The following is a 12,220-nucleotide window of genomic DNA, read 5'->3' as shown; positions in this document are numbered from 1 at the left end:
CTCAGTCCTGCCGCACCAGTTGCGGCATGGCGTAAGTCCCGTCGACCAGCGGCGCGGTCGGCCCATAGAAACGTGCCGCCAGCCGGAACGGACCTTTGGCCGGCAGCGGCATCCAGTTGCGCGCCTGTGCCGCGTCGGACGGCTGGTCGCGCTGGAAATACAAGGTGAGCTTGCCGTCCTTCACCGCGAACTGGCCGGCCGCGACCTGGTAGCTGGTCACGCTGTAGCGGTCGATCGGGTTGTCGACGAAGTAGCCGTGGTCGTCGTAGACCGGCAGCTCCCAGAACTCGGTGACGGGAGGCAAGTTCTTCATGTCCAGCGTCATGGTGTAGCGCCCGCCGCTGTCCAGCGGCTTGCCATGCGCGTCTGTCATGGCATAGGCGATGGTGTGCGACTGGTATGGCACGGGGCTGCCCCAGGCGATGTCCGCGGCGCCGGCCCTGACCTTGTAGTCGTTGCGGTCGTAGAACAGGCTGCTCTGCAGCTTCCAGCCGTTCATGTCGACTTGCGCCGCGCTGAATGCCGCGCGTGCCTCGGCGCGCGCGGCGTCGAAGCCCTGCTGCACGGCGCGGCGCTGCGCGGGCGTAAGCCGCTGCGGATCGAACTGCACGCCCTTGCGCAGGCCCAGCGGCGCCAGCGCGCGCAAGGTCTCGCGCTCGGTCACCGAGTCCCTGCGCTGGGTCAGGGTGTCGTCGTTGATCACCAGGCTGGCCAGTTGCAGGTAGTCGGTCGCGGTCATCGAATTGGCCACATCGGGAATCTGCGCCATGCGCGCAAAGGTGCGGTAGCTGGCGGGCTGCTTCGGCACCTCGGCCAGCGCCAGCGGCTTGCCGCCGTTGCGCTGCCAGCGCTCCAGCGGCTCGACACTGACGCCGTCCATCAGCCGGTGCGCGGCCGCGAAGTCGGCAGCATCGCGCGTGGTGACCGCCACGCGCAGCGTGATCGAGAACGCGTTGGAAGGCGCCCGCACCACCTCCGTGCCGCGGAAACCCGCGGGCAAGGTGCCCTTCCAGTCCGGCCCGACGATCAGGTAGCGCTGCGCCGCGTTGCCGGTGAACTGGCTGCCCACCATGAAAAACCAGTCGGCGTACTGGTCCAGTGCCTGGATGCTCCAGTAGCGGCCATCGTCGACCCTGGGCGAGCTGACCACCACCGGCTGTTGCGACAGGTCGAAGAAGCCGCCCGAGTACAGCGTCGAGGCGTTCGGGGTGGTGGCGAAGCGCTCCCTCGCGGTGAACAGCTGGCGGTTCTGCGCCAGGCGGTTGATGCCGCGGTAGGCCGGCATCTGCTGCGCCTGCGTGAAGACGTAGCGCAGCTCGTAGAAGCCGGTCTGCTGCAGGCCCCAGAAGTAGGCCTGCCGAGTCAGCGCTTCGATCTGCGCGGGCGTTATGCGAGCATCGATGCCAGCGGCGGGTAGCGGTGCCGGCGCCGGCGCGGACCAGGCGTGGGACTGCAGGCAGGCGAGGGCAAGGACAGCGATGCGGGCGTGCCGCATCCAGTTGGCGTTCATCGGCAGGCTCCTTGAGCAAAAGAAGGCGGCACGCTGCGCCGCCACGCATGCCAGTGTCCCGGCAACGCCGGCGGCCGGCATCGTCTGCCTGGGCAAGAGGCCTCTACTACAAATATGGGTGGCGCCGCGACGCGCCGCGTGCCTGGCTCAGCTGAGCGACACGACGCTGTTGAGCAGTGTGCGCACCAGCTCCGCCTGCCGCGTGACGCCCGCCTTCTGGAAGATCGCGCGCAGATGGGCGCGCACGGTATTGGTCTTGACCTTCAGCGCTTCGGCCGCGTCCTCCAGCGAAGCGCCGTTGGCCATCAGCAGTGCCAGCGATGCCTCCGTCGGCGTGAAGTCGAACAACTGGCGCAAGACCTCGACCGAGGTCTGTGCGCTGCACGCAGGGTCGCGGATCACCACCACGCAGGCCGGGCACCACTTGTTTTCGTCCGACCACTCGCGCATCGGGATGGCGCGGATCAGCACCTCCAGCCGGCCCGTGCCGGAAGGCCTGGCCAGCGACATCGCCTCCACCATGGGCACGGCGGCGCCGTCATCATGCGTGGCCGAGATCGAATCGATCGAGCGCCTGACCAGCTCACGGAAGCGGCCGCGATCGCGCGTGTCCGCAAACTCGAACTTGCCGCCGCGCAGGCGGATACCGTCATTCTCGCCCAGCAGCGTGCGCGCGGCCGCATTGGCCTTGAGCACCATGCCCTGGTCGTCCAGCAGCACCATGCCGATCAGCATGCGGTCCACCGCATACTCGTAAAGGCCGCGCTCGGATTCGGCCACGTCGATTCGGGAATACAGGTCGACCGCGCGCTTGATATGCGGCAGCAGCGCCAGGCAGATGGCCTGGTCCTTCTCCGAGAAGTCGTGCGCGTCATGGCCCCGGCACAGGCGGAAGCGGCACACCACGCCGTCGGCGGTCTGGATATCCGCGCCGAGCACATAGCGCATGTCCAGGTCCTTGAGCAGTTCCTGGTAGATCGGGCTGCGGCACCATGCCTCGGCGCCGACGAACCTGTCCACCGTGGTCACCATGCCCGGCGGGAGGTCGACAAACGGGTCCAGCGAGTGGTAGTAGCTGTTGTACGTGACGCCCTGCCGCCGGTAAGTGTCCCGCGGCGGCATGTTGAACATCGAGCCGGGGCGGTCGAACGTGGGCGGGCGCAGGACCAGGGTCGCCGAGCAGGCGTTGAGCAGGACACGCACGGACTCGAGCGCGCTGGACCATGGGGTTTCCTCGAGCGGCCCGCGATAGATGGCGTCGAGCAGTTCGCCATACTGTGCAACGGAAAAGCCCGCCAATGCATAGATTGACGGCTCGACCAAGTGCCCGGTAGTCGCCATCAACTTGTCCCTCTCGTGTCCAGGTGAAAATTTGCCGACGGGATTGTTCCACGCCCGCCGTGGCGAGCGCTATTGGCGTTCACCCGAAGGCATGCCGGCATGGCCGCCGATCGTTCGCCCTCGTCCCGCATCGTCCATGTCGGCAGGGGCCGTCTACTCCATTCCGAGGTGGTGCGCCGACGCCGCCCCCGCCTATCGTCTCCCGACACAACCTCGCCTGGAGATTCCGCCAATGCGTCCACCAGCCCCTTGCCGGCTGAAGGCCGGCGCCCTTGCCTGCCTTGCCCTGCTTTACTCGACCGTGACCGTACCGGCATACGCTGGCACCCTGCCGGATGCCAGCGGGCTGACGCTGCCGCTTTCCGACATCAAGACGAGCCCTGGCATCATTGGCCACACCTACAAGGACTCGACCGCGCCGGCGCGCCAGTGGCAACAGGCCCCGGCGGGTGCGCCGAATGTGGTGGTGGTGCTGCTTGACGATGTCGGCTTCGGAGCTGCCGGCACCTTCGGCGGCCTGGTTCCCACGCCGGCACTCGATGCGCTTGCCAGCCGCGGACTGCGCTACAACCGCTTCCACACCACGGCCATGTGCTCGCCGACACGCGCCGCGCTACTCACCGGGCGCAATCCGCACGCGGTCGGCTGGGGCGTGGTCAGCGAGCTGAGCACGCCGTACGACGGCTATCTTGGCCTCCTCCCGAAGAGCGCCGCCAGCGTCGCCGAGATCCTGCGCCAGCACGGCTACGCCACCTCGGCATGGGGCAAGTGGCACAACACTCCGGTGTGGGAGTCATCCTTCAACGGGCCGTTCGACCACTGGCCCACCGGGCAGGGCTTCGAGCGCTTCTACGGCTTCCTCGGCGGCGAGACCGACCAGTACGAGCCCGCGCTGGTGGACAACACCGCACCGGCACGCCGGCCCGACAAGTCGGGCTACCACCTGACCGAGGACCTGGCCGATCAGGCCATCGCCTGGATGCAGCAGCAGAAATCGGTGGCGCCGGACAAGCCCTTCTTCGTGTACTGGGCACCCGGCGGCACGCATGCGCCGCTGCAAGTCCCCAGGCCATGGATCGATCGCTTCAAGGGCCGTTTCGACCAGGGCTGGGACCAGGTGCGCGAAGAAATCTTCGCGCGGCAGAAGGCACAAGGCGTGGTGCCCGCCGATGCCGTGCTGACACCACGACCGAAAGAATTGCCCGCGTGGGACAGTCTTGCCCCCGACGAAAAGAAGGTCGCCGCGCGCCTGATGGAAACATATGCGGGCTTCCTGGCCCATACCGATGCCCAGGCAGGACGCCTGGCCGCTTCGCTGGAGCGCATGGGGCAGTTCGACAACACGCTCTTCGTCTACATCGTCGGCGACAACGGCGCCAGCGCCGAAGGCGGCCTGCATGGCCACTTCCACGAGATCGATAGCTTCAATGGCGTCGCCGAGGATGCGGCCGTCATTGCCGGGCGCCTCGACCAGATCGGCGGCCCGGCATCGCTGCCGCACTACGCCGCGCCGTGGGCATGGGCCATGAACACGCCATTCCAATGGATGAAACAGGTGGCTTCCCACCTGGGCGGGACCCGCAATCCCATGGTGATCAGCTGGCCGGCGCGGATTCGCTCGCCGGGCGGACTGCGCACCCAGTTCAGCTATGTCAGCGACCTGATGCCGACCATCCTGGAAGCGGCGCGGATTCCCGTGCCGAAGCAGGTCAACGGTGTCGCCCAGCAGCCAGTGGATGGACAAAGCCTGCTCTACACCTTCGACGCCCCGGATGCGCCGCCGCGCCGCCGCACCCAGTATTTCGAGATGGTGGGCAACCGCGCGCTCTACCATGACGGCTGGATGGCCTCGACCCGGCCGGCGCACATGCCGTGGAACGTCATGGCCAGGGGCCCGAGCGCGCTGGGCACCGAGCCATGGGAGCTCTATCACCTCGACCAGGATTTCACGCAGGCGCATGACCTCGCCGCGCAGCATCCGGGCAAGCTCGAGGAGTTGCAGCGGCTGTTCTGGCAAGAAGCAGAAGCCAACAAGGTGCTGCCGCTGGACGACCGCTTCGCCGAGCGGCTGTCGCTGACCAACGATGCCGGACAGGCGCAGTTGCGCCCGAGCCTGACCGCGGGACGCACCCGCTTCGTCTACTACCCCGGCGCGGTCGGTATCAATGAAGCCAGTGCGCCCAATCTCAAGAACCGGTCCTACACCATCACCGCAAGGGTGCGCGCGCCCGCGTCCGGCGTGCAAGGCGTGCTTGCCGCGCAAGGCGGCTCCGGTTCGGGCTGGGCGCTGTACGTGAACGAGCGCGGGCAGCCCGTGTACACCTATGCGTTCGCCGGCAAGCGCACGACGCTGACCAGCGCAGTGGGCCTGCCCGCCGGTGACGCCGAGGTTCGCCTGGACTTTGCCTACGACGGCAACGGGCGCGGCAAGGGCGGCATGGCAACGCTGCTGGTCAATGGCCGCAGCGCGGGCCAGGCCCGCATCGAGCGGACCGTCCCGGCGCTGTTCTCGATCAGCGAGCCGTTCGATGTTGGGACTGACAGCCAGTCGCCGGTCGGCGACTATCCGCGCGACTACCGCTTCGCCGGCGACATCGACAACGTCACTATCGATCTGCGCTAGACACCCGCGCCCCCGCCGCGGGCGATGGCGGGGGCGCGGCTCAGAACGTCAGCGGACGCTGCGCGGCATCGAGGCCGCCGTCGATAAATACCACGTTGCCGTGCATATAAGCCGCCTGCGGCCCACACAGGAATGCGATCAGCGCAGCCACCTCCTCCGCTTGCGCACGGCGGCCCAGCGGCGCAACGAAATCGCGGATGGCATCGCCATAGCGCGGGTCGGCCAGCCCCGCCTTCAGCAGCGGCGTTTCGACCGCGCCCGGCGCGACCACATTGAGGCGCACTCCTGCCCTTCCCCACGCCGCTGCGCGTTGCCGCGCGGCGGCCGTCACCGCATGCTTGGAGCTGGCGTAGGCGATGTACCCGGCCTGGTCGCGCGTGGCTTCGGCCTGCGCGGCGGCGGCCAGCATGGCCAGCACGCCGGCCTCGTCACCGGCCAGGTAGGCGTCGCGCAGCGGACTGCCTTCCCAGGACTGCAGCGTCGCCGAGTTCGACGACACCACCACCGCGCCAGGGTCCGAGCCCTGGCGCAGCGCATCGAACAAGCCATCCAGTAACGCCACCACGCCGAAGTAGTTGACCGACGCCACCAGCGTAGCGGGATCGACATGCGGACCCAGGCCGGCGCAGCAGACCAACTGGTCGATGCGGCCGCCCGACTGCGACAGCACGGCGTCGATGGCCGCGGCGCGGCCCTGCCCGGTGGACAGATCGGCCAGGATGTCCGCATCGCGCAGGTCGACCCCGATCACGCGGCAGCCGTCGGCCAGCATGCGCCGGCGCACCGCCGCGCCCATGCCGGACGCGGCGCCAGTAACGACCACTGTTTTCATGGCTCAGTCCTCGAACACGTGGCGCAGCAACGGCGGCTCGATGTTGCCCGGGTTCATCTCGACCACGCGCCGTGCCACGCTGGACGGCCGCACCTGCTCGACGTCGGTATAGAACTGCTGGTACCAGTCGCGCATCTGGTACATCGGCCCGTCGCCTTCGCACAGCAGCGGGTTGTCGATGCGGATCTTGTTGTCCCAGATCGCCACGTCCTCGTAGAATGCGGCGCGGGCCTGGTCGACATAGGCTTGCGCCATGGCGCGGTTCTGTTCGTCTGACAGCCCGGGCACCTTCTTCACCAGCACGCCGTAGCGCAGCACGAAGCTGTTCAGGTCGATCGGCACATGGCAGTTCAGCAGCACCGAATGGATCTCCTGGTCGCCCATGCGGCCGCTCATGTCGGTGATGTGGTAGGCCGGGCCGAAGTACGTCGACAGTGCGGTCAGCTGCGAGTCGCCGGAGAGCCGCGCGCTGCGGCCGATCATCAGCTGGGTGGCCTTGTGGTTCTCGAACAGGTTGGCGAAGTAGTCGACCGGCGCGCCATGGACGGTGCCGAAATGCGCCATGTCCGAGATGTTGTCGACCAGCTCGCGGCAGTTGGTTTGGATCACCATCTCGTCCATGGCCCAGTCGGACCACTCTTCCGAGAAGCAGGCGTCGATGCGCGGAATGGCCACTTCCGGCGGGGCCGGACGGCCTTCGGGATCGTGCCAGATAAACAGCAGGCGGTTCTGCTCGCAGGTCTCCCAGGCGCCGATGCGCGCCTTGGGCGGGACCCGCTTGCAATAGGGGATGGACTTGCAGCCACCGTCGCCGCCCCACTGCCAGCCGTGGAACGGGCACACCAGGTTGTCGCCCTGCACGGTGCCGGTGCTGAGGTCGGCGCCCATGTGCGGACAGTGGCCGTCGATCACGCGGATGGCACCGGTCGAGTCGGCAAACGCCGCCAGGCGCCTGCCAAAGATGTCCAGCGTGTGCGGCTTGCCGTCGCGGTAGCTGTCAGCCAGGCCCAGGCAATGCCAGCCGCGCGCGTAGCGGGCCTCGGGCGGGCGCGATTCGATCTTGTAGCCTTGTACGCTCATGGCGTCTGTCTCCTTGAAATCCCGTGGGACTTTCAAGATAGGGGCGTCCGGCCCGGCCCTCATCGTCCCATCGGACTACTGCAGCGCAACCATGCGGGTCAGCGCCGGGTCGTTGCCCGGGCCATGCACGCAGCTGACGCCGGCGGGATCGTAGATGCGCGCCACGCAGCCGTTGCAGCTGTCACAGGCCGAACGCCGCAGCGCGCCGGCGCGCCAGCCGGAGACCAGCGCCGGGTCGTGGATCAGCGCACGCGCCAGGGCGACGGCGTCGAAGCCCTCCCCCATCAGCTGCGCCACGTTGTCGAGCGACTTGACCCCGCCGATATAGGCCAGCGGCATCCGCACCGCCTGCCGCACCACGCGCGAGGCTTCCAGGAAATAGAGTTCGCGGAAAACCAGGTCGCGCGGCGTGCGCTTTTCCAGCATGGTGATGCCCAGGCGCGCCAGCGCGGTCGGCGCCGCCGCCTTCATCTGCGTGGTCGGCATCGGGCTGCCGAACAGCGCCCACGGGCTTTCCACGTTGCGTCCGCCGCTGAGAGTCAGCAGGTCCGCGCCCTCCGCTTCCAGCAGGTGCGCCGTCAGCGCCGAGTCTTCGGGCTGGTTGCCGCCCGGCACGCCGTCGCTGACGCTGAGCTTGCAGCACACCGCAAGGTCGGCGCCGACCGCGTCCTTCACCCGGCGCAGCACCGCGGCCGGAAAGCGGCTCCGGTTCTCCACGCTGCCGCCGAAGGCATCGCGCCGCCGGTTGCTCAGCGGCGACAGGAACTGGTTGAGCAGGTAGCCGTGCCCCATGTGGATTTCGACCGCGTCGAAACCGGCGTCGCGCGCCAGCCGTGCGGCCGCGGCAAACTGGCCGGCCACGCGCTCCATGTCCGGCGCGCGCATGGCGCGCTGGAAATACACGCCGTGCATCATGCCGAAGGCATTGAGCCCCGACGACGCACTGCCCGGTGCCCGGCTGCCGCCGTGGCGCATGGTGGTGAACGAGCCCGCGTGCGTGATCTGCAGGCAGGCCGCCGCGCCTTCGCGATGGACCGCGTCGGTCAGCACGCGCAGGTGCGGCACCAGCTCCGCGCGCATGCTGAGCTGGTGCGCGAAGGTCAGCCCGTCGTCGGCAACCGCCGCGTAGGCCACCGTGGTCATGCCCACGCCGCCCGCGGCCATGGCGCGATGGTGCTCCACCAGCGCCCGGGTCGGCAGCCCTTGCGGCGTCATGCCTTCATTCGCGCCGGCCTTGATAAAGCGGTTGCGCAGCGTCAGCGGGCCAATGCGGAGCGGCGTGAAGGCCGGCGCGGCGGAGGTCTGGATCTCGGGCATGCAGTCTCTCCGGTGGTGATGTTCAGGCCGCGTCTGACTTCAGACCATGCGTCACCGGCGCGCTGTCGCCGCCGATGGCGGCGCCGGCCAGCCTGGCGGCCACGCCCCGGGCACGGGCGCGCTCCTCCTGCTCCACGCCCAGCCATGCCGCCAGCGCCGGCAGCAGCGACACCGCGCCGAACAGGTTCACCAGGAACATGAACGCCAGCAGGATGCCCATGTCGGCCTGGAACTTGAGGGCGGCAAAGGCCCACGTGCCCACGCCGATGCACATCGTCAGCGCGGTGAACAGCGCCGCCGAGCCGCGCTGGCGCATGGCCTCGGCAAAGGCCTGCGGCAGCGCCTGCCCTTCCTCGCGGATCTGGTGCTGGATGCGCTCGTACAGATAGATGCCGTAGTCCACGCCGACGCCCACGCCCAGCGTGATCACCGGCAGCGTCGACACCTTCAGGCCGATGCCCAGCCGCGCCATCAGCGCGTTGCACAGCACCGACACCAGCGTCAGCGGCACGATGATGCACAGCACCGCGCGCCACGAGCGGAACGTCAGCAGGCACAGCAGCGTGATCGCGCCGAAGATTGCCAGCAGCATCGCGACCTCGGCCTCTTCCACCGCCTCGTTGGTCGCCGCCATCACGCCGATATTGCCGCCCGCCAGGCGGAAGGCCACGTTCGGGGTTTTGTCGCTGGCATCGAAGCGGCGGATCTCGCGGATGATGTGGGCGATGGTCGCGCCTTCGTGGTTGGCGGTGTAGATCAGCACCTGGATTGCCTGGCAGTTCGACGTATTCATGCCGTTGTCGGGGTCGAAGGCCTTGGCGCCCTGGCTCAGGCCGGCGCTGTTGCGCGGCAGCGCCTCCCAGCGCGGGTTGCCCTCGTTGTAGGCGCCGATCACCACCTTGGCCAGCGACGACACGCTGACCACCGACTGCACGCCGGACACGCCGCGCATATGCATCTCGAAGCGCTCCACTGCGCTCATCACCGGATAGTGCAGGCAGCCGTCGTCGAAGCCGGTGGGCTCGACCACCACGGTGAGCGCGTCCGAGCCGATGTTGTACTGGCTGACGATGCTGGCGCTGTCGCGGTTATAGCGCGAATCCGCGCGCAGCTCCGGCGCGCCGGTGCCGACATCGCCGATCTTCAGGCCGCGCGACTCGATCGCGCCGAACGCCAGCAGCGCCAGCGCCGCGACGAACACGCCCAGTGCCGGCGCCGGACGCGCCAGCACGCCGAACTTGTGCCACAGGCTGCCCTCGCCCTTTGCGTTCGATGCACGCGTTGCGCGCGCCAGCGCCGAGGGCTCCAGCCTGGTGTACGACAGCAGGATCGGCAGGAACACCTTGTTGGTCACGATCATCAGCAGCACGCCCAGGCAGGCGGTGATGCCAAGTTCGCGCACGATATCGATCTCGATGCGCATGATCACCATGAAGCCCAGCGCATTGGTCAGCAGCGCCACGGTGCCGGGGATGAACAGCTTGCGGAAGGCCGCGCTGGCGCTGTCCAGCGGGCCGTGTCCCTGCGCCACTTCCTGCTTCCAGGCATTGGTCATCTGCACCGCATGCGAGACCCCGATCGAGAAGATCAGGAACGGCACCAGGATCGACATCGGGTCGATGCCGTAGCCGAGCAGCGGCAGCAGCCCCAGCAGCCACGCCACCGGTAGCAGCGCCACCACCAGCGCCAGCGCGGTGATGCGCAGCGAGCGCGTGTACAGCCACAGCAGCAGCGCGGTGACGGCAAAGGCCAGCGCGAAGAAGCCCATCACGCCGGCGATGCCGTCTTCGACATCGCCCACCAGCTTGGCGAAGCCGACGATATTGACTTCGACATCGGTGCCGCCGAACTGCGCGCGGATCTTCTCCAGCTGGCGCGCCACCGAGCCGTAGTCGATGGTCTTGCCGGTAGCCGGGTCGGTCTCGCGCAGTTCCGCGCGGATCAGCGCCGACTTCAGGTCATTGCTGACCAGCCGGCCGATCTGGCCGGAACGCGCCACGTTGCGCCGCACCTTGTCGAGCTCGTCCGGCGCGCCGGAGAAGCGCCCGGGCACCACCACGTCGCCGCGGAAGCCCGCTTCGGTGACCTCGGTGTAGCGCACGTTGGGCGTAAACAGCGAGAACACGCGCGAGCGGTCCACGCCGGGGATGAAGAACACTTCATCAGTGGCGTGGCGCAGCTTGTCCATGAAGGCGGCGTTGTAGATGTCGCCGTCGCCCTTCCAGCGCAGGCTTACCAGCACGGTGTTGGCACCGGAGAAGGTGCTGGCGTACTTGGTGAACACCTGCATGTACGGGTGCTGCAGCGGGATCATCTTGTTGAAGCCGGGATCGAGCCGCAGGCGCGTGGCGGAAACGCCCAGCGCCACGGTCACGGCCAGGCACAGCAACAGCAGCAGGCGGCGCCGGTGCATCAGCACGCCGGCGCAGGCGTCGACGAAGCGGTTGAGGCGGCCGAGGCGGCCGGAGGATTGGGGGCGGGTCATGATGGTTCTCGCGTCCGGTCGGTCGGTTTCAGGGATTGGCGGCCAGCGTGGCGCCGGCCAGGCCGCCATTGCCGCCGAGCGCCAGCGTGTCCTTGCCCGTGGGGGCCAGCGCGGCCAGGGTCTGCGGGCTGCCCGCCGGCAGCACGGCGAAGCGGCGCCCGCCGTCGGCGGACATCACCAGCACGCCGCCCTGCCCGGCCAGCACGATGCGGCCGTCGGCAAGCTCGGCGCCGCCGAAGAACGAGGTCCTGAGGCCAGTCTCCGCCGCGCGCCAGGTGGTGCCGAAGTCTTCGCTGCGCAGGGCGTTGCCGCGCATGCCGTAGGCCAGCCAGGCGCCGTCGCGCAGCGGCAGCACGCCGTACAGCGAGCCTTCATAAGGGGTCTTGAGCGGCTCCCAGTGGCTGCCGCCGTCGCTCGAGCGCAGCACCAGCCCGGCCTCGCCGACCAGCATCAGCCGCCCCTGCCCGTCGCTGGCGATGGCGTTGAGGTGGCGGTCCTGCATGGCCCTGGCGGCGGCCTCTTCCCAGTGCCGGCCCTGGTCGCGCGACACCAGGAAACGGCCGAAGCTGCCCACCGCGAACCATGGCCCGCTGGCCTGCGCTAACGCGCCAAGCAGCGGATCCGACGATTCCGGATCGAACGCGACCTGCTGCCAGTGCGCGCCACCGTCTTCCGTGCGCAGGATCTGGCCGCTGTGGCCGACCGCGATGCCGCGGCGGCTGTCGGCAAAGGACACCTGCGTCAGCGTGGCGCCTTGCGGCTTGTCCACCGTTGCCGGGCGCCAGCTGCGCCCCAGGTCATCGCTGAACAGGATCTTGCCGCGCTCGCCGACCGCGACCAGGCGCTCGCCGGCGCGGGCGATGCCGTTGACCTGCAGGCCGTCCGGGCGCAGCGCGGTAGCCGGGAACGGCGGCAGCGGACGCGGCGCGAAGGCCCATACCGCGGTCGCCAGCACAGCCAGCGACATGGCGATGCCGATCAGTCGTTTCATGATGTCTCCTCCGTGTTGGAGTGATGTTGTTTGTTTGCTCC

8 protein-coding genes are annotated in these 12,220 nt (G+C 68.6%); 1 reads left to right on the top strand and 7 read right to left on the bottom strand.

Going from position 1 to position 12,220, the window contains the following annotated elements:
- Nucleotide 1 precedes the first annotated feature (1 nt).
- Together ACEI37_RS08930 and ACEI37_RS08925 are read right to left on the bottom strand one after the other, a co-directional pair.
- On the bottom strand, nt 2-1,510 hold the full coding sequence (locus ACEI37_RS08930) for a DUF1254 domain-containing protein (protein WP_373376380.1): 1,509 nt from the start codon (nt 1,508-1,510) through the stop codon (nt 2-4).
- Between the two features lie 147 nt (nt 1,511-1,657).
- Nucleotides 1,658-2,851 (bottom strand): helix-turn-helix transcriptional regulator, encoded by a 1,194-nt coding sequence (locus ACEI37_RS08925; protein ID WP_373376379.1) that lies wholly within the window; start codon nt 2,849-2,851, stop codon nt 1,658-1,660.
- Nucleotides 2,852-3,083: 232 nt separating this feature from the next.
- On the opposite strand from ACEI37_RS08925, the gene ACEI37_RS08920 reads away from it, so the two are divergent.
- A complete protein-coding gene (locus ACEI37_RS08920) occupies nt 3,084-5,474 on the top strand; it encodes a sulfatase-like hydrolase/transferase (RefSeq protein WP_373376378.1) in 2,391 nt (796 codons plus the stop codon).
- A gap of 40 nt (nt 5,475-5,514) precedes the next feature.
- On the opposite strand, the gene ACEI37_RS08915 is transcribed toward ACEI37_RS08920, so the two are convergent.
- The 5 genes from ACEI37_RS08915 to ACEI37_RS08895 form a co-directional block, all read right to left on the bottom strand.
- Complete coding sequence (locus ACEI37_RS08915) at nt 5,515-6,306, bottom strand: SDR family oxidoreductase (protein ID WP_373376377.1); 792 nt, start codon at nt 6,304-6,306, stop codon at nt 5,515-5,517.
- A gap of 3 nt (nt 6,307-6,309) precedes the next feature.
- Nucleotides 6,310-7,386, bottom strand: coding sequence for a Rieske 2Fe-2S domain-containing protein (locus tag ACEI37_RS08910; protein ID WP_373376376.1), 1,077 nt, complete (start codon nt 7,384-7,386; stop codon nt 6,310-6,312).
- A gap of 75 nt (nt 7,387-7,461) precedes the next feature.
- Nucleotides 7,462-8,703: an NADH:flavin oxidoreductase gene (locus ACEI37_RS08905; protein WP_373376375.1), complete on the bottom strand. Its 1,242-nt coding sequence runs from the start codon at nt 8,701-8,703 to the stop codon at nt 7,462-7,464.
- Nucleotides 8,704-8,725: 22 nt separating this feature from the next.
- Entirely contained in the window at nt 8,726-11,188 is a 2,463-nt protein-coding gene (locus ACEI37_RS08900; protein WP_373376374.1) for an RND family transporter, read from the bottom strand.
- A gap of 28 nt (nt 11,189-11,216) precedes the next feature.
- Nucleotides 11,217-12,179, bottom strand: a complete 963-nt coding sequence (locus ACEI37_RS08895; RefSeq protein WP_373376373.1) for a WD40/YVTN/BNR-like repeat-containing protein — start codon at nt 12,177-12,179, stop codon at nt 11,217-11,219.
- Nucleotides 12,180-12,220 lie beyond the last annotated feature (41 nt).

The sequence above is a fragment of the Cupriavidus nantongensis genome, assembly GCF_041726985.1.
Taxonomy (GTDB): Bacteria; Pseudomonadota; Gammaproteobacteria; order Burkholderiales; family Burkholderiaceae; genus Cupriavidus; species Cupriavidus nantongensis_A.
This window is presented reverse-complemented; position numbering and strand designations above follow the sequence as displayed.

Excerpts from the sequence above, each read along its gene's own strand:
- ACEI37_RS08930 (WP_373376380.1), bottom strand. The coding sequence starts at position 1,510 with ATGAACGCCAACTGGATGCGGCACGCCCGCATCGCTGTCCTTGCCCTC.
- ACEI37_RS08925 (WP_373376379.1), bottom strand. The coding sequence starts at position 2,851 with ATGGCGACTACCGGGCACTTGGTCGAGCCGTCAATCTATGCATTGGCG.
- ACEI37_RS08920 (WP_373376378.1), top strand. The coding sequence starts at position 3,084 with ATGCGTCCACCAGCCCCTTGCCGGCTGAAGGCCGGCGCCCTTGCCTGC.
- ACEI37_RS08915 (WP_373376377.1), bottom strand. The coding sequence starts at position 6,306 with ATGAAAACAGTGGTCGTTACTGGCGCCGCGTCCGGCATGGGCGCGGCG.
- ACEI37_RS08910 (WP_373376376.1), bottom strand. The coding sequence starts at position 7,386 with ATGAGCGTACAAGGCTACAAGATCGAATCGCGCCCGCCCGAGGCCCGC.
- ACEI37_RS08905 (WP_373376375.1), bottom strand. The coding sequence starts at position 8,703 with ATGCCCGAGATCCAGACCTCCGCCGCGCCGGCCTTCACGCCGCTCCGC.
- ACEI37_RS08900 (WP_373376374.1), bottom strand. The coding sequence starts at position 11,188 with ATGACCCGCCCCCAATCCTCCGGCCGCCTCGGCCGCCTCAACCGCTTC.
- ACEI37_RS08895 (WP_373376373.1), bottom strand. The coding sequence starts at position 12,179 with ATGAAACGACTGATCGGCATCGCCATGTCGCTGGCTGTGCTGGCGACC.